The organism is Bradyrhizobium sp. SZCCHNR1017 (assembly GCF_032381375.1).
GTDB lineage: Bacteria > Pseudomonadota > Alphaproteobacteria > Rhizobiales > Xanthobacteraceae > Bradyrhizobium.
In genome coordinates, this window is sequence record NZ_JAUHIR010000020.1 from 13,621 (window position 1) to 30,593 (window position 16,973).

Genomic DNA, 16,973 nt, shown 5'->3' on the forward strand with positions numbered 1-16,973 from the left:
CTTGCGGGGGACTTTCTGCGCATCGGGCATGATGGACGTCGCCGGCACCGCGCTGCGCGTCGATCTCTCCGGCGCGCTGGTGTGGGACGAGCAGCGTCTGCTCGTCGTCTCCGATCTGCATCTGGAAAAGGGCTCGAGCTACGCGTCGCGCGGCACCCTGCTGCCGCCGTTCGATACCGTGGCGACTCTCAATCGCCTCACAGCCGTGATCGCCCACTACAATCCGCGCGTCGTGATCGCGCTTGGCGACAGCTTTCACGATCGCGATGCGCATACGCGTCTCACCGGCGACGACCGCGCCTGCATCGCCAACCTGCAGGTCGGCCGCGACTGGGTCTGGATCACGGGCAACCACGATCCGGCCCCGCGCGGCATCGGCGGCGAACTGGCCGACGCGGTCACGCTCGGCGCGGTGACGTTCCGTCACGAGCCCTCCGGCGCGCGCGGCGAGATCGCCGGCCATCTGCATCCGAAGGCGCGCGTCGCGACACGAGCGCGCACGCTGGAGCGGCGCTGCTTCGTCTGCGATGGCGAGCGCGCCGTGATGCCGGCGTTCGGCGCCTATGCCGGGGGCCTGAGCGTGCGCGACGCGGCCTTCGCCAAGCTGTTTCCGAAGCGCGCCTTCATCGCGCATGTGCTGGGAGATAGACGCCTGCACAGCATCGCCGCGGCGCGGTGCTATTAGTTGGATGATGGAAATTCATTAGTTGGATGAGTGATCAGAGGTCGAACGGATCATTCGAAGTTGGACTGATCATGCCCGCCGCGCGCATCGCTGTGCTCTCTCCCTCGCTTGCGGGGGAGAGTTGGAGAGGGGGCGCCAAGCGCAGCGCCGTCGGAACGGCCCCTCCCTAGCCCTCCCCCGCAAGCGGGAGAGGGAACGCAGCGTCCTCGTGGCGTCATGGTCGCCGGAGCCGCGGACGAATGCCCGTCAGGCCGCCTTCGCCTGCACCTTCTCGCAGAACTCGGCCAGCCGGTCGGCCAGGCGCAGCGTCGCCGGGCTGGCGTCGGGCGAGGCGACCAGCGCGACCTCGGTGCGCTCGATCGGCGCAAAGCCCTCGCGGGCGGTCAGCACGCGGTGCTCCGACTGCACCGACATCTCGGACAGGATGCTCAGCCCCATGCCGGCGGCGACCGCGGCCTGGATGCCGGCGAGGCTCGACGAGGTGTAGGCCATGTGCCAGGCGCGTCCCTCGCTCTCCAGCGCATGGATCGCGCGGGTGCGATAGATGCAGCCGAGCGGGAAGCCGATCAGCGGCAGCGAGCGGGCCTCGAGGTTGACCGGATGGCTCTTGCTGGTCACCCAATAGACCTGCTCCGGCCATGCCGCGATCGCTGCGTGTGCGTCGTCGGCACCGCGCTTGAGCAGCGCCAGATCGAGATCGCCGCGCTCGATGTCGCGCTTGAGGTTGAGGCTCTGGTCGGCGCGCACGTCGAGCCGCAGATCGGGGTGGGCGCGCGAGAACGCGGCGAGCAGCTTGGCGAGCCGGTAGGCCGCGAAATCCTCGGGGATGCCGAGCTTCACCGCGCCGTCGGGTCCGGGCCGCGCCACGACGTCGCGGGCCTCCTCGGCGAGCGCGAGCAGGCGGCGGGCATAGGACAACAGCCGTTCGCCGGCCTCGGTCGGCGTGACCTCGCGGCCGTCGCGGTTGAGCAGCGTCTGGCCGAGGTCGTCCTCCAGCCGGCGAATCTGCTGGCTGATCGTCGACTGCGTGCGGTGGACGCGCTCGCCCGCGCGGGTGAAGCCGCCGGCCTCGACCACCGAGACGAAGCTGCGCAACAGGTCCAGATCGAGCACGCGGGACCTCCATTCGGAAAACCACTGAGTGTCAGTCTATCATTTAATTTCCAAATGGGAAAGAACAGCCCTACACCGGCGGCGAAGGAGACCTCCGATGTCGTCCGTATCCTCCGTTGCCGTGAGCCCCGAGAAGTCCAACCTGCTGCCGCTCGAAATCGGCCTGTTCTGCCTGTTGTGGAGCTTTGCCTTCGTTGCCGGCAAGATCGGGGTGACTTATTGTCCGCCGCTGCTGCTGCTCGCGGCGCGGTTCTCGCTCGCTGGTGTCCTCATTCTTGTGGTGCCGGCGGTCCGGGGCGAGCTGCGCATGAGCTGGCGCGATGCGGCCGTGTTCGCGATCATCGGCATCGCCAACAACGCGCTGTATCTCGGTCTCGGCTACACCGGGCTGCAGACCGTGTCGGCGGGGCTCGGCGGCCTGATCGTCTCGGCCAATCCGGTGTTCACCGCGGTGTTCGCGGCGCTGCTGCTGGGCGAGCCGCTGACCCTGCGCAAAATCTCAGGCCTCGCGCTTGGCACCATCGGCGTCGCCATGATCGTCTGGCACCGTATGTCCGTCGGCACCGACCAGCTCGAAGGCATTCTCTATACGCTGGCGGCGCTGGCCTCGATCGTGACCGGCACCATTCTGTTCAAGCAGCTCGCCCCGCAGGGCAGCCTGTGGGTCGGCAACGGCATCCAGAACCTCTCAGCCGGGCTGGTGTTATGGCCGGTCGCGCTCGGCGTGTCGCACGTGGGCGAGATCGTGCCGAATGCGCAATTGATCGGCGCGTTCGCCTTCCTCGTGCTCGGTGGCTCGATCCTGGCCTATGTGCTCTGGTTCCATCTCTTGAAAGTATGCGGCGCGACCGCGGCCAGCGCCTATCATTTCGTGATGCCGCCGCTCGCGATGATCTTCGCCTTCCTGGTGCTCGGCGAGCACGTGGCGCTGCAGGACCTGCTCGGCGTCGTTCCCGTCGCGCTCGGGATCTATCTGGTCACGCGGGCGCCGGCCCGTACCATTGGAGCATCGTCATGAGTGTTGCGATCACCCTGATCGGCGGCCCGACCGCCCTTATCGAAATCGATGGCTTCCGCCTGCTGACCGATCCCACATTCGATGCTCCCGGCCGCTATGAATTGCCGCATGTCGTACTGGAGAAGCTCACTGGACCAGCGATGACCGCTGAGGCGATCGGGGAGGTCGATGCGGTGCTGCTGAGCCATGATCAGCACTCCGACAATCTCGACCATGGCGGCCGCGCCTTCTTGAGACGCGCACCGCGCGTGCTCCCGACGGAAGTCGGCGCAAGCAGGCTCGGTGCGCTGGCGGAAGGATTGGCGCCGTGGCAGACGACGCAGCTCAGCAAAGGCGGCAGGACATTCACGGTCGCGGCGACGCCGGCGCGCCATGGTCCCGCCGGCATCGAGCCGCTCGCGGGCGATGTGATCGGCTTCGTCCTGATCCCGCAGCACGGCGCGCCCGTCTATGTCAGTGGCGACACGGTGTTCTATGACGGCGTGGCGGAGGTGGCGCGGCGTTTCAAGCCTGGTGTCGTGATGCCCTTTGCCGGAGCGGCGCAGACACGCGGGCCGTTCCACCTCACCATGGACACCAACGACACGATCGAGACCGCGCGCGTGTTTGCCGAGGCCGCCATCGTTCCGGTTCACACGGATGGCTGGGCGCATTTCCGCCAGAGCGCGCAGGACCTGCGCAAGACCTTCGATGCGCTCGGGTTCGGTGCGCGGCTGAAGCTTCTGGAGCCCGGTGTGCGGACGGTGATCGCCTCGCCACCCAGCTCCTCCCCCTGATGAGAAAAAGATCAATCCCGACGGAACACGATCGACGCCATCCATCCCGTCATCAGCGCCATCGCGGCGGTGACGAGGCCGTAGACGAAGCCGCTCTGCCGCGCCGAGTTCGCGACGAACTGCTCGAAGCCGACCTTGACGATCTCGAACGCGGTCTCCGTCTTGGTGACCAGCGCGCCGTCGGCGAGCAGCTTGATCTCGACCTCGTAGGTGCCGATCGGCACCGCAGCGGGGAGCGGAATGCCGGTGCGGAACAGCGTCGGCGTGAGGAAGGTCACCGCGGACGTATCCTCGCGGTACAGGCCGTGCTGCGATTGCAGCCGCACGAAGGCGCTGCGGAACGCGTCGTTCGGGACCACGTCGGCATAGTCGGGACCGACGCGCTGGGTCAGCAGCACGTTGTTGAGTCCGAGCTGCTGCCGGCGCAGCACCTCGGGCGCGGCCATCGCGTCGAACTGGCGGTTGGCGAACAGCGCCAGATAGCCGGGCACCTTGAGGAACTGGCGCGAGTCGGTGTTGATCCAGATGCCGAACTTGCGCTCCTTGCGCCGCGTCACCATGTCGGCCCGCGGGCCCCGGACGGTGACGACGAGGTCATAGGCGGTGCGACCCGGCGGGGTCTGGGTGTCCTTCTCGACCGAGCCGAACAGCACCAGCTCCTCCCCGGAATAGTTCGGCGTCACCGTCACGCGATGGTTGGAGACCGAGACGATCAGCCGCTCGGCGCGCGCCGATGCGGCGCCGGCAAGCAGCAGCATGAAGGTGAGGCTGGCGAGGCGGAGCGGCGTCATCTGCTGATCTCGGTCTCGCGGATCGTGAACAGGTCGTCGGGCTTGATCACGAGCTCGATCGCGAACCGGATGCCGACGGCGAGGATCAGCAGGCCGAGCAGCAGCCGCAGCTGCTCGCCGCGGATCATCTGGCCGGCGCGGGCCCCGAACTGCGCGCCGGTGACGCCGCCGACCATCAGGATCAGCGCCAGCACGGCGTCGACCAGATGATTGCTCATCGCGTGCAGCATGGTCGCGATCATCATGGTCGCGAGCGTCAGGACCATCGAGGTGCCGATGACGGTCGAGGTCGGCACGCGCAGCAGGTAGATCAGCAGGGGCACCAGAATGAAGCCGCCGCCGATGCCCATCACGGCGCCGAGGAAGCCGATGATGAGGCCGATGGCGATCACCGGAATGACGGAGACATAGATCTTCGAGCGCTTGAAGCGCATCTTCAGCGGCAGGCCATGGATCCAGACATGGCTGCCCGGACGCCGCACGGTCGCGACCGCGCCCTGGCGCGCGCGCATCATCGCCCGCAGACCCTCCCAGAACATCGTGCCGCCGACGCTCGTCAGCAGGACGACATAGGACAGCGCGATCATCAGGTCGAGCTGGCCGAGCGACCGCAACAGGGTGAAGGTGGCGACGCCGAGTCCGGTGCCGAGCGCGCCGCCGATCATCAACACCGCGGCCAGCGAGGGATCGATGGCGCGCCGTCGCCAATAGGACAGCGCCCCGGAGAACGAGGAGGCGGCGATGTGGCTGGAGACCGAGGCGACCGCGACCGCGGGGGTGATGCCGACGAAGATCAGGAGCGGCGTCATCAGGAACCCGCCGCCGATGCCGAACATGCCGGAGACGAAGCCGACGGCCGCGCCCATCGCCAGCAACAGGAAGATGTTGACCGGGATGTCGGCGATCGGAAGATAAATCTGCATCCGCGCGGCCTCTGCGATCCTTCGAGCGAGCATCCCGCGCATGCGACGCAGGATGCCAAGCTCCTGCATAACCGAAAATGGCAGCGAAGGGATCAGTCATTCCCGCCCGAAGTCGACGTCACATCCACCGACGCCGAACGTGGGGGTCTGGGCGCTCCGTCAAAGGGCCTTGAGCGGCGCGGTCACCAGCCTCATGGCCTCGGCATCGCCCGGATCGAGCCAGCGGATGTCGCGGGTCTGCGACATCGCCTCGATGACCTGCGACGATACGCCCATGCGCGTCATGTAGCCGAGGATGGCGCCGGTGACGCGCTGGGTGTCGGCGACCGCGTCGGCGCCACGGGCCTCCGACGTGAAGCGGTGCACGCCGAGCGCCGAACCATCGAGGCCGTAGCGGGTCTGCCCGCCGGCAAAGGCGAACACGCAGGCGCTGGCGCAGAAGCCCGGACGGATGCGGCCGGCATTGTCGGCCACGCCGACGGCGGTAGCGAGTCCATGGGCGCGGATGATCTCGCCCATCAGCACCCCCTGGTCGAGGTTGCCGCCGGGCGAGGACAGCAGGATCACGTCGCCCGGCTTGAGACGGGCCTCGCTGATCCGCTCGCGCAGCCAGCCGGCCGCCGCTGGCCCGATGGGGCCGCTGACGGCGAGCACGGTGCGCCTGCCGCCCAGCCCGGCAAGCGCGGGGTCGGCGACCAGCGCCGCCGACAGACTCGGCGAGATGTACTGATCCTTCCAGAACGACCAGGCGTCGGGTCGCGACAGGTCGCGGTAGGCGCGAATGCCTCCGCCGAGCACGATTGCAACGAAGAAGATGACGGAAGCCAGCCGGCGCCATCGGAACGCCGCAGGATAGCCGTCGGTCACTTGCTGCATTCGTTGGCGAGGAGGCGGAGCAGCGGCGACGTTCGCCGTAGTCCGCGGCGGCACGCGGGGGCCCGTCGGCGACTGCAGGAAGCGCGCGCCGTCCTGTTGGTCGTTCCCCGCTGACACCCGTCGATGCTCCCTCGCGGCGCTCGTGATGATCCGCCGCGACAACCTATATCGATCGACCGCGCGACACTATGGCGGCGCGATCGCAAGCCGGGAGGATTTTTCAGGCTGTGCGCGGACGCTCGTCCATGTCGAAAGAGGGGCGCTATGCCCGTGTCAGCGCGGCGCCGTCGCAGCCGCGCGCTTCGCCAGCGCCGCCTTGGCCGCGGCTGCCTTGGCGATCGCCTGCGTGCCATCCCAGCCGCCGACGGGCGCCGGCACGTTCACGGCGTCGTCGGGCTGCGGTTCGACCGTGAAGGTCTGGATCGCGAGCTTGGCCGCGGCGAGCGACTGGACATCGAGCCGCTTGGCGACATCGTCGCGCTTGCGCCCCGCGTCGACGTCACCCTGCGCTGCGGCCAGGGTGAACCATTTGTAGGATTCGGCGAGGTTCTGTTCGACGCCGATGCCACGGGCATAGAGGATGCCGAGGTTGAACTGGCTATCGGCGACGCCGCGCTCGGCGGCCTTGCGGAACCATTGCGAGGCGCTCTTGTAGTTCGCGCCCTTGCCGCCGCCGTCGGCGTCCAGCACGGCGAGATTGTGCATCGCCTTGGCGTTGCCGCGCTCGGCGGCGACCACGTAGTAGCGGCGGGCGATGTCGGCGTCCTTCTTCACGCCGAGACCCTTCTCGTAGAAGGTGCCGAGACGGAAGACCGCCGGGATCAGCCCCGCCTGCGCGGCGCGGTCATACCACTTCGCGGCTTCCTCATAGTTCGCCGCGACGCCCTTGCCCTCGGCAAAGCGCACGCCGACTTCGTAGGCGGCGGTCGGATCACCCTTCAGGGCGGCATTGCGCAGCGCCAGTCCGCCGATGGCATCGGGCAGCTTCTCGGAGGCGGGCACCTGCACCAAGCCGAGCTTCTGGCCGTTGGCAGCGGTTGGGATCGTGCCGGTGATATCAGTGGGGACGGCAGCAGGTAATGTGGCTGGCTTTTCGACGTCCTGCGGGATCGCGAGCATTGCGATCGTCTCCGCTTCGCTCGGCATGGCCCGATTGTAGGACTGACGGTCGATCGGCGTCGGCGACGTCAACGACGGCACGCTCTGGTCGGGCGTCGTCGGCCGCGGCGACAGGCTCGGCGAGGCCGACGGCATCTGCGCGCGCGGCGCCTCGCCCTGGGTTTCCATCGGCGAGATCGGTGGCGGCGTGCTGCCGCTGTCGAGCAGCGACATCGCGAATTTGAAAGTGCCGAGCACGATCACGACGACGCTGGCCCCGACCAGGAGCGAGCGGATCTTCGACCCAATGGTCGAGACTTCCTCGTCACCCTCGGCGGTGAGAGCGAACGTCGGCTTGTCCTTGGGTTTGGCCTTGGGCTTGACAGCGTCGCTGGCGACGTCCTTGGGGAGGTCTTTCGGCGGTTCCTTGGCCTTCTCCTTCGGCTTGTCCTTCTTCGCCTTCTTGGCGTCCACGGGCTGTGCAGCCGCCGCGGCCTGCGCCGCGCGGCGCGCAGCCGCGATGAAGCTCGACGTCGACACCGGCTCCCGCTTGCCGGCGGGAAGCTCGCTCAGCGCATCCTCGGACGCGGCGATCCGCTCGGCGGGCGATGCGGTCCGGCCAGGCGGACGGGTGCCGGGTTCGAGCGGATGATCCGGCGGCAGCTCGGGGACGATGACGGTCGGGCGGGGCGCCTGTGCTGTGTGCGGCTCGAGGATGTCGGCGATCGCCTTCGGCGGAATCGGCGGCGGCATGGTGGCCGCCGTCGCCTGCGCGGCGTGGAAGTCGCGCGAGGCGGCCGCGAACGCCTGTTGACCCGCGGCCGGAGCGACAATCTGTCCCGCTGGCTGCTCGGCCGCCGGATTGGGCAGCTCAGGCCGGTAGGCGGGCTCTGGCCTGGCCGGCTCGGCAAAGGCCTGGGGCGCCGGCGCGCGTGCGGCCGGCATCGGCGACTCGATTGGCGGTGCCAGCGGCGGCAGCGCGGCCGGCGGGCTCGCGGTGGCGCGCACATTGCGCAGGTCGCCTTCGATCATGGCGAGGCGGTCGACGACGTGCCCCAGCGTGTTGTGGACGGCCTCGAGCGAGTCCTGGGTGTTGCGGTCGGTCTCGGTCTGGCTGAAGCGGATGTCGGACAGCTCGCGCTTGACCATGTCGATCAGGCCGCCGTCCTGCGACGTTTCGCGCTGCGACCGGCTCTCCGCCAGCGCTGCGAAGGTCGCCTGCTGCCGTTCGAGATAGCGCAGGATGTCCTGCAGGCCGTCCTCGACGCGGGTCATGTTGCCGCCGCGCGGGTCGTTGGCGGCCTCGAGCCGCTCCAGCAGATAGCTGATCCGCTGTTCGAGATGGGTGATCGCCGATGAGCCGTCGTTGCCGACCTGCAGGCGGTCGATGCGGTCGGACAGGCCGCGCAGCGCGTCCTCGATCTGGGCAGTGTGGTCGGGCGCGGCCGCCGGCGGCTCGCGGCTTTCCAGGGTCGAGGTCAGCGCGGCAATGCGCTGTTCGAGCGCCGCAAACGACTCGTGGAACGAGTCGTGATTGTCGCGCGCCTGTGTGACCTGGTCGACCTTCGACGACAGCTGGCGGAGATCGTCCGACAGTCGTTCCAGCGCGTCGTTGGAGGCGACATTGGCGACGATCGCACGCAGCGCCGCGATGGCGCTTTCGAGCTGCTGCACGGTGCCAGGGTCGTCATTGGCGCGCAGGATCAGGTCGAGCTTGGCGCCGAGATTGCGGATCGCCTCGTCATAGACGGCGAGCTGCTCGGCAGGCTTCAGCGAGCCGACGACCTCGCGGATGTCGGTCAGCGCGCGCTCGATCCCGGCCAGTGCGTGGCCGTCGACGCCGGTGTTGCGGTTCTCGTCGATACGGCGCGACAGCGAGCGAATCTCGTTCTCGATCGACTCGATCGCCCGGCGCGGCATCGCCTCGGTGATGGCGTGACGAATTTCGGAGAGCTCGTTGCGGAAGCCGGCGATCGACTGCTCGATGCCGTCGTCGGGGCGATGCAGCGCCTCGATCTGGCTCGTGATCTTCAGCAGATGGCGTTCGAGCAGCGAGAAATCGGGAGTGGGGGCTGCCGGTTGCGGCGGCGTCAGCGGCGCGCTGATCGGAGTCATCAGCGGCGCTGCTGCGGATGCCATGGCAGGCGCGGTCGGCGGTGCCTGGTGCGGCGGCAGCGGGCGCGCATTGTCGAGCTCGCTCTGGCGGGCGCTGATCTCGGCCACGGCCACGTCGAACGAACCCGCGCTGAGCGGCTGGGCGGGCCGGTAGAGCTGCGCAGCGGCGCGCTCGACGCCGTCAGGACCACGATAGCGGTCCTCGGTGTCCGGCTTGCGCAGCGGCGTCGAGATCTGCGACAGGCGGGCGTCGAGCCGCGAGATCGCGTCGTTCAGCTGACGCGCGACGCCCTGCTCGTCGCGTGGCCCATCCTTGCGCGCGACGGGGCGCGACATTTGCTCGATCTGCCGTGCGATGGAGTCGAGCCGCTGATGGATGTCGGTCACCTCGCGGGCATCGCGGCTGACGGTCGGCGTGCTGCGTGGCGCGGGGCTGCCGCGGAAATCGGGCGGGGTCGATGCGCCGAGCGTGGAGTTGATCCAGTCGTTCAGCGTCATTCCGGCGCGTTGCGCCGCGGCCTCGGCCCTCTCGCGGACGGACGGGTCGATGCCTTCATTACTCCACGGTACGCGCGAATTCATGTCTCGTCCGGTTCCGCTTCCAGCGCTCCACCAAGCGCCTCCAGCCTCCCCACGCGTCCCGGACATGAACATGAACGGGTCCGCGCAGATCGTCTGCTCCAGGTCCCGACTTTTGACTTTTACGGTAAATAACGCGTTAAGTTTACCGCCGGCGCGGCCAGAAGTTTTGCCCTATCAAACGGCGGGTATCAGCCGGCATTTTCACGTGATGATGGGTCGAGCGGTCGCACGCTGCTCGCGCCGGATATCGTCGACAGCGCGGTGATCGCTTCCTCGCACCATTCCGCCACCATGCGTTCGTGGCGCAGGCCGAGACGCAGGTTGAGGAGCTTGCCCATATCGGCCGGGGCCACGTTGCCGTCCGCATAATGCTTCTTGAGGATGCGATCGTAACGCTCGGCGCGGTCGCGATGATGCTCGAGCCGCGCCATCAGGTCGGCCCGGATCGGCCCGATGTCGGCGGCGCCCAGTGCATAGAGCCGGACGAGAAGATCGTCCTTCGTCGAGGCCGGCGTGCTCGGCCGCGCCGCCCAGCTGCGAAACGCCGCGCGGCCCTCCGCGGTCAATGTGTAGACCAGCTTGTTGGGCTTGCCGGTCTGCACCACCTCGCGCCCCTGGATGTAGCCGCGGTCGCGCAGCCGCGACAGCTCGCGGTAGATCTGCTGGTGGTCCGTCTTCCAGAAGAAGCCGATCGAGGAGTCGAACGTCTTGGCGAGCTCGTAGCCCGTCATCGGATGTTCGGTGAGGCAGGCGAGGATGGCGTCGCCGAGGGCCATGGCCGGAAACTGCTCCCGTTTTTCTGATCGTGTTCTGCCCCGCTCCACGCTTGACATTATGCACACTGGCGCATATGCGTCAATGTGCATATGGGGTGGTTGTGGTGCTGGCCTGTTCCGCCCCGAGGAGACGCCCAATGACAATGACCGGCCTCGATGGATGGTACGGCTACATGAGGTCTCACGATCTCGGCGCTTTGCGGGAGCTGCTGCATCCCGACGCCGTGTTCGAAAGTCCCGTCGTGCACACGCCGCAACGCGGCCGCGACATTACCTTCAAATATCTCGCGAGTGCTGAGAAAGTCTTAGGCGGTCCCGGATTCAAGTATGTCGGGGAGTGGCGTAACGCCACGGGCGCCGTGCTCGAATTCGAGAACGAGATCGAAGGGATCAAGCTCAACGGCGTCGACATCATCAGCTTCGACGACGCCGGTCTGATCACACATTTCAAGGTCATGGTGCGCCCGCTCAAGGCGATCAATTTGCTGCACCGCCTGATGGGCGAACAGCTCGCCGCCATGAGCAAGCCGTCGTGACGCGACCGACAGTCGCAAACTAACGGCTGCCGCAAGCCTTGAGAAATCGCTACAGTCCGCGGCCTGCATTGCCTGCCGCGTCCGTGGAATTCCCCGTCTGAAACTTCAGCCTTCCTGCCGGAGACGCCAATGCCGATCTACAAAGCCCCCGTGGAAGATGTCACCTTCCTGCTCAACGACGTGTTCCAGATCGACCGCTACGACAATCTGCCGGGATTCTCCGATGCTTCGGCGGATGTCCGCGAGGCGATCCTCGGCGAAGCCGCCAAGCTCGCCGAAGAGGTGCTGCATCCGCTGAATCGCGTGGGTGATCTCGAAGGCTGCAAGCGCCATGACGACGGCAGCGTGACCACGCCGAAAGGCTTCAAGGACGCCTACAAGCAGATCGTCGAGGGCGGCTGGCTCGGCCTGTCGGCGCCAACCGAATATGGCGGGCAGGGCCTGCCGGTGACGCTCAGCCAGACCGTCAACGAATTCCAGTGCTCCGCCAACATGGCGTTCTCGATGTATGGCGGCCTCACCATGGGCGCCACCGCCGCACTCATCGTGCATGGCAGCGAGGAGCAGAAGAAGACCTACGTGCCGAAGATGGTCGCCGGCGAGTGGACCGGCACCATGAACCTCACCGAGCCGCATTGCGGCACCGACCTCGGCCTGCTCCGCACCAAGGCGGTGCGCCAGGCCGACGGCAGCTTCAGGATTTCCGGCACCAAGATCTTCATCTCGGCCGGCGAGCATGACTTGGCTCCCAACATCATCCACCTCGTGCTCGCCCGCATCGAGGGCGCGCCGGCCGGCATCAAGGGCGTGTCGCTGTTCGTGGTGCCCAAGTTCATGGTCAATCCCGACGGCACGGTGGGTGCGCGCAACGGCGTCACCTGTGGCTCGATCGAGCACAAGATGGGCATCCACGGCAATTCGACCTGTGTGATGAACTACGACAACGCCACCGGCTGGCTGATCGGCGAAGAGAACAAGGGCATGCAGGGCATGTTCGTGATGATGAACGAGGCCCGGCTCGGCGTCGCCGTGCAGGGTCTCGCGCAGTCCGAGGTGGCCTATCAGAACGCGGTCGCCTATGCGCGCGAGCGCATCCAGGGCCGCTCGCTGACTGGGCCCAAGGCGCCCGACAAGGCCGCCGATCCGATCATCGTGCATCCCGACGTGCGCCGGACCCTGCTGTCGATCCGCGCCTTCAACGAGGCCGCGCGCGCCATGGTGGTGTGGACCTCGCTGAAGAGCGACGTCGCGCACCGCTCGCAGGACCCGAAGGACCGCCAGGCCGCCGACGACCACATGGGCCTGATGACCCCGGTCATGAAGGGCTACATGACCGACATGGGCTTCGCCAACGCGGTCCAGGCGCAGCAGATGTATGGCGGCCACGGCTACATCGCCGAGTGGGGCATGGAGCAGTTCGTGCGCGATGCGCGCATCGCCATGATCTACGAAGGCGCCAACGGCATCCAGGCGCTGGATCTCGTCGGCCGCAAGCTGCCGCGCGACGGCGGCCGCGCCGTGATGGCCTTCTTCAACGAGGTCGGCTCGTTCGCCAAGGAGCAGGGCGGCAACGATGCGATGAAGCCGTTCGTAGCCCCGTTGTCGACCGCGCTCGGCCATCTGCAGCAGGCCACCACGTGGCTGATGCAGAACGCGATGACCAAGCCGGACAATGCCGGCGCCGCCGCGACCGACTACATGCATCTCTTTGCGCTGGTCACCTTCGGCTACATGTGGGCGAAGATGGCGAAGGTGGCGCAGGACAAGATTGCGGCCGGCGACGGCTCGACCTATCTCACCACCAAGCTGGTGACGGGTCGCTTCTTCATGGAGCGCGTGCTGCCCGAAACGGCGGCGCATCTCGCCCGCCTCCAGGCCGGTTGTGCGACCGTGATGGAACTGCCGGCGGAAGCCTTCTGAGGATCAGACGACAGCCGGTGCGCGCCGCGCGCGGGCTCCGTCGTCAATGCGAACAACAAATCTGACCAGATGAGGAGGGCGTGATGCCTGAGGCCTTTATCTACGACCACGTACGGACTCCCCGCGGCCGCGGCAAGGCCGACGGCAGCCTGCATGAGGTGACCGCGCTCGCGCTCGCCACCGTGCCTTTGAAGGCGCTGAAGGACCGCAACAACATCCCCGAGGACGCGGTCGACGACGTCGTGCTCGGCGTGGTCGATCCGGTCGGCGAGGCCGGCTCCGACATCGCGCGCTTCGCCGCGCTGAATGCGGGTCTCGGCGATGCCGTTCCGGGCATTCAGATCAGCCGCTTCTGCGCCTCCGGCCTCGACGCCGTGAACTTCGCCGCGGCGCAGATCATGAGCGGCCAGCATGAGCTGGTCATCGGTGGTGGTGCGGAATCGATGAGCCGCGTCGGCATCGGTGCGTCCGGCGGCGCCTGGCCGATGGATCCGTCGATGGCGGTGCCGTCCTACTTCATGCCGCAGGGCGTCTCGGCGGACCTGATCGCGACCAAATACGGCTTCTCGCGCGACGACGTCGACGCCTATGCGGTGCAGAGCCAGCAGCGCGCGGCGAAGTCCTGGGAGGAAGGCCGCTTCGACAAGTCGGTGGTGCCGGTCAAGGACATCAACGGCCTGACCATCCTCGCCAAGGACGAGCACATGCGTCCCTCGACGACGATGCAGTCGCTGGCGCAGTTGCAGCCGTCGTTCGTGCAGATGGCGCAGATGGGCGGCTTCGACGCGGTGGCGATCCAGTCGCATCCGGAGATCGAGCGCGTCAACTACGTGCATCACGCCGGCAACTCCTCGGGCATCGTCGACGGCGCCGGTGCGGTGCTGCTCGGCAGCAAGGAGGCAGGCGCGAAGTACGGCATGAAGCCGCGCGCGAAAATCCGCGCCTTCGCCAATATCGGCTCGGAGCCCGCGATGATGCTGACGGGCCCGGTCGACGTGACCGAGAAGCTGTTCGAGCGCTCGGGCATGAAGAAATCCGACATCGATCTGTTCGAGCTCAACGAGGCGTTCGCCTCGGTTGTGCTGCGCTACATGCAGGCGTTCGAGATCGACAAGGACAAGATCAACGTCAATGGCGGCGCGATCGCGCTCGGCCATCCGCTCGGCGCCACCGGCGCGATGATCCTCGGCACCGTGCTCGACGAGCTCGAGCGCACCGGCAAGGCGACCGCGCTGGTGACGCTGTGCATCGGCGGCGGCATGGGCACCGCGACCATCATCGAGCGGGTGTGACGGTGCGCTCCCTCCCCCCTTGCGGGGGAGGGTCGGGGAGGGGGGTGCCACGCGCTCCACTGCCCGTGAGGACCCCCACCCCCGACCCCTCCCCGCAAGGGGGAGGGGAGACGAAACATCGGGGCTGACGCAGCACAGACGCGCCCCTGCCAAATCTGGGAGCACCACATGGCCTACAAGAACTTCAAGCTCGAAACCGATGCCGACGGCATTGCGCTGATCACCTGGGACATTCCGGGCCGTTCGATGAACGTGCTCGACGAGACCTCGACCAACGAGCTCGAGGCCCTCGTCAAGGAGACCACTGCGGACGCCGCCATCAAGGGCGTCGTCATCACCTCGGCAAAGGAGGCGTTCTGCGCCGGCGCCGATCTGTCGATGCTCGAGGGCATGAACCGCATCTATCTGGACGTGCTGAAGAGCAAGGGCGAGGAAGCCGCCAACCAGATGCTGTTCGACACCAGCCGGCGGTTCTCGCTCATCAACCGGGCGATGGAAACCTCCGGCAAGCCGTGGGTCGCTGCGATCAACGGTCTTGCGCTCGGCGGCGGCTTCGAGATCACCCTGTCGTGCCACTACCGTGTCGCGGCCGAGAATCCGAAGACCCGGCTCGGCCTGCCCGAGATCAAGGTCGGCCTGTTCCCGGGCGCCGGCGGCACCCAGCGCGTGCCGCGCATCGTGCAGCCGCAGGACGCGATGAACCTGCTGTTGAAGGGCGAGGCGCTGACGCTCGACAAGGCCAAGGCCATGAAGCTGGTCGATGCGATCGTGCCGGCGGCCGACCTCATCAAGGCCGCGAAGGATTGGATCAAGGGCGGTGGCAAGGCCGTCGCACCGTGGGACGAGAAGGGCTTCAAGCTGCCCGGCGGCCCGGTGTTCTCGAAGAACGGCATGATGATGTTCCCGGCCGGCAACGCCATCTATCGCCGCGAGACCTACGACAACTACCCGGCCGCGCGCGCGATCATGAGCTGCGTCTATGAAGGCCTGCAGCTGCCGATCGATGCCGCGCTGCGCGTCGAATCGCGCTACTTCACCAAGATCCTGCGCTCGAAGGAAGCGGCGGCGATGATCCGCAGCCTGTTCCTGTCGATGCAGGAGCTCAACAAGGGTGCGCGCCGCCCGGCGGACGTGCCGGCGACCAAGATCAAGAAGATCGCCGTGATCGGCGCCGGCTTCATGGGCGCCAGCGTCGGCTACGTCTCGGCCCGCGGCGGCCTCGAGGTCGTGCTGATCGACCGCGATCAGGAGAGCGCCGACAAGGGCAAGGCGCATGCGCAGAGCGTGATCGACGGCCTGGTCAAGAAGGGCCGCGCCAAGCCGGGCGAGGCCGAGGCGATCATGGGCCGCATCACTGCGACCGCGGACTACGCGGCGCTGAAGGAATGCGATCTCGTCATCGAGGCCGTGTTCGAGGACCGCAAGGTCAAGGCCGAGACCTACGCCAAGGCGCAGGCCTATCTGAAGGACGGCGCGATCTTCGCGTCGAACACCTCGACCCTGCCGATCACCTCGCTGGCCGAGGAGTTCAAGGACCAGGGCCGCTTCATCGGCATCCACTTCTTCTCGCCGGTCGAGAAGATGATGCTGGTCGAGATCATCATGGGCAAGAACACCGGCGACGTCGCGCTGGCGACCGCGCTCGACTACGTCCGCGCCATCGGCAAGACGCCGATCGTGGTCAACGACTCCCGCGGCTTCTTCGCCAATCGCTGCGTGATGCGCTACATCGCGGAAGGCAACGAGATGTTCCTCGAAGGCGTGCCGCCGGCGATGATCGAGAACGCCGCCAAGATGGCCGGCATGCCGGTCGGCCCGCTGTCGCTGTCGGACGAAGTCGCGCTCGATCTCGGCCTCAAGATCATGAAGGCGACCGAGCATGATCTCGGCCCCAACGCGATCAACCAGGACCACAAGAAGCTGATGGTCGAGCTGGTCGAGAAGCAGGGCCGCTTCGGCCGCAAGAACGCCAAGGGCTTCTACGACTATCCCGAGAAGGGCAAGGGCCAGAAGAGCCTGTGGCCGGAGCTGCCGTCGTTGCAGCCGAAGCATCTCGATCCCGACACGCTCGATGTCGAGGAGCTGAAGCAGCGCTTCCTGGTGGTGCAGGCGGTGGAAGCCGCGCGCACCGTCGAGGACCACGTCATCACCGACGTGCGCGAGGCCGATGTCGGCTCGATCTTAGGGTTCGGCTTCGCGCCGTTCACCGGCGGCACGCTGTCCTACATCGACTTCATGGGGACGAAGAAGTTCGTCGAGCTGTGCCACAAGTTCACGGCGAAGTACGGCTCGCGCTTCGCCCCGCCGAAGCTCTTGGAGGAGATGGCCGCCAAGGGCGAAACCTTCTACGGCCGCTTCCCGCCGAAGAAGGCGGCGGCTTGAGACCGGAATGCTAGGCGGAAGCGAGCCGCGCTTGCTGTCCATTCCCTCCCCCCTTGTGGGGGAGGGTTAGGGAGGGGGGTAGCCACAGGC

The 16,973-nt window shown here is 67.2% G+C and carries 13 protein-coding genes; 7 read left to right on the top strand and 6 right to left on the bottom strand.

Translation table 11 applies throughout. The features are described 5' to 3' along the window. Nucleotides 1-31 precede the first annotated feature (31 nt). Nucleotides 32-685 carry a ligase-associated DNA damage response endonuclease PdeM gene (pdeM, locus tag QW863_RS31695; RefSeq protein WP_315769738.1) on the top strand — a complete coding sequence of 218 codons (654 nt, stop codon included), beginning with the start codon at nucleotides 32-34 and terminating at the stop codon, nucleotides 683-685. Between the two features lie 246 nt (nucleotides 686-931). On the opposite strand, the gene QW863_RS31700 is transcribed toward pdeM, so the two are convergent. Continuing rightward, nucleotides 932-1,798, bottom strand: coding sequence for a LysR family transcriptional regulator (locus QW863_RS31700; protein ID WP_315717945.1), 867 nt, complete (start codon nucleotides 1,796-1,798; stop codon nucleotides 932-934). A gap of 97 nt (nucleotides 1,799-1,895) precedes the next feature. Here QW863_RS31700 and QW863_RS31705 point away from each other — a divergent pair, with 97 nt between their 5' ends. Both QW863_RS31705 and QW863_RS31710 read left to right on the top strand, forming a co-directional pair. After that, entirely contained in the window at nucleotides 1,896-2,816 is a 921-nt protein-coding gene (locus QW863_RS31705; protein ID WP_315717944.1) for a DMT family transporter, read from the top strand. Continuing rightward, nucleotides 2,813-3,592 carry an MBL fold metallo-hydrolase gene (locus tag QW863_RS31710; protein WP_315717943.1) on the top strand — a complete coding sequence of 260 codons (780 nt, stop codon included), beginning with the start codon at nucleotides 2,813-2,815 and terminating at the stop codon, nucleotides 3,590-3,592. The genes QW863_RS31705 and QW863_RS31710 overlap by 4 nt, the downstream gene beginning before the upstream one ends. Nucleotides 3,593-3,603: 11 nt before the next feature. On the opposite strand, the gene QW863_RS31715 is transcribed toward QW863_RS31710, so the two are convergent. The 5 genes from QW863_RS31715 to QW863_RS31735 form a co-directional block, all read right to left on the bottom strand. After that, nucleotides 3,604-4,383: a TIGR02186 family protein gene (locus QW863_RS31715; RefSeq protein ID WP_315717942.1), complete on the bottom strand. Its 780-nt coding sequence runs from the start codon at nucleotides 4,381-4,383 to the stop codon at nucleotides 3,604-3,606. Beyond that, a complete protein-coding gene (locus QW863_RS31720; RefSeq protein WP_315717941.1) occupies nucleotides 4,380-5,306 on the bottom strand; it encodes a sulfite exporter TauE/SafE family protein in 927 nt (308 codons plus the stop codon). The genes QW863_RS31715 and QW863_RS31720 overlap by 4 nt, the downstream gene beginning before the upstream one ends. Before the next feature lie 159 nt (nucleotides 5,307-5,465). Then, nucleotides 5,466-6,299 (bottom strand): hypothetical protein, encoded by an 834-nt coding sequence (locus QW863_RS31725; RefSeq protein ID WP_315717940.1) that lies wholly within the window; start codon nucleotides 6,297-6,299, stop codon nucleotides 5,466-5,468. 156 nt (nucleotides 6,300-6,455) lie between these two features. Continuing rightward, nucleotides 6,456-9,977: a hypothetical protein gene (locus QW863_RS31730; RefSeq protein WP_315717939.1), complete on the bottom strand. Its 3,522-nt coding sequence runs from the start codon at nucleotides 9,975-9,977 to the stop codon at nucleotides 6,456-6,458. Nucleotides 9,978-10,165: 188 nt separating this feature from the next. Then, a complete protein-coding gene (locus QW863_RS31735; protein WP_315717938.1) occupies nucleotides 10,166-10,753 on the bottom strand; it encodes a PadR family transcriptional regulator in 588 nt (195 codons plus the stop codon). 137 nt (nucleotides 10,754-10,890) lie between these two features. On the opposite strand from QW863_RS31735, the gene QW863_RS31740 reads away from it, so the two are divergent. The 4 genes from QW863_RS31740 (at nucleotide 10,891) to QW863_RS31755 (ending at nucleotide 16,883) form a co-directional block, all read left to right on the top strand. Then, complete coding sequence (locus QW863_RS31740; RefSeq protein WP_315717936.1) at nucleotides 10,891-11,289, top strand: nuclear transport factor 2 family protein; 399 nt, start codon at nucleotides 10,891-10,893, stop codon at nucleotides 11,287-11,289. Between the two features lie 129 nt (nucleotides 11,290-11,418). After that, nucleotides 11,419-13,209 (top strand): acyl-CoA dehydrogenase C-terminal domain-containing protein, encoded by a 1,791-nt coding sequence (locus tag QW863_RS31745; protein WP_315717935.1) that lies wholly within the window; start codon nucleotides 11,419-11,421, stop codon nucleotides 13,207-13,209. Between the two features lie 83 nt (nucleotides 13,210-13,292). Next, complete coding sequence (locus QW863_RS31750) at nucleotides 13,293-14,501, top strand: acetyl-CoA C-acetyltransferase (RefSeq protein WP_315717934.1); 1,209 nt, start codon at nucleotides 13,293-13,295, stop codon at nucleotides 14,499-14,501. Between the two features lie 168 nt (nucleotides 14,502-14,669). Continuing rightward, on the top strand, nucleotides 14,670-16,883 hold the full coding sequence (locus QW863_RS31755; protein ID WP_315717933.1) for a 3-hydroxyacyl-CoA dehydrogenase NAD-binding domain-containing protein: 2,214 nt from the start codon (nucleotides 14,670-14,672) through the stop codon (nucleotides 16,881-16,883). Nucleotides 16,884-16,973: the final 90 nt, after the last annotated feature.

Bases quoted from the DNA above. Each gene is read 5' to 3' on its own strand.
- pdeM (WP_315769738.1), top strand. From the start codon at position 32: ATGGACGTCGCCGGCACCGCGCTGCGCGTCGATCTCTCCGGCGCGCTG.
- QW863_RS31730 (WP_315717939.1), bottom strand. From the start codon at position 9,977: ATGAATTCGCGCGTACCGTGGAGTAATGAAGGCATCGACCCGTCCGTC.
- QW863_RS31745 (WP_315717935.1), top strand. From the start codon at position 11,419: ATGCCGATCTACAAAGCCCCCGTGGAAGATGTCACCTTCCTGCTCAAC.
- QW863_RS31740 (WP_315717936.1), top strand. From the start codon at position 10,891: ATGACAATGACCGGCCTCGATGGATGGTACGGCTACATGAGGTCTCAC.
- QW863_RS31715 (WP_315717942.1), bottom strand. From the start codon at position 4,383: ATGACGCCGCTCCGCCTCGCCAGCCTCACCTTCATGCTGCTGCTTGCC.
- QW863_RS31735 (WP_315717938.1), bottom strand. From the start codon at position 10,753: ATGGCCCTCGGCGACGCCATCCTCGCCTGCCTCACCGAACATCCGATG.
- QW863_RS31710 (WP_315717943.1), top strand. From the start codon at position 2,813: ATGAGTGTTGCGATCACCCTGATCGGCGGCCCGACCGCCCTTATCGAA.
- QW863_RS31755 (WP_315717933.1), top strand. From the start codon at position 14,670: ATGGCCTACAAGAACTTCAAGCTCGAAACCGATGCCGACGGCATTGCG.
- QW863_RS31720 (WP_315717941.1), bottom strand. From the start codon at position 5,306: ATGCAGATTTATCTTCCGATCGCCGACATCCCGGTCAACATCTTCCTG.
- QW863_RS31750 (WP_315717934.1), top strand. From the start codon at position 13,293: ATGCCTGAGGCCTTTATCTACGACCACGTACGGACTCCCCGCGGCCGC.
- QW863_RS31705 (WP_315717944.1), top strand. From the start codon at position 1,896: ATGTCGTCCGTATCCTCCGTTGCCGTGAGCCCCGAGAAGTCCAACCTG.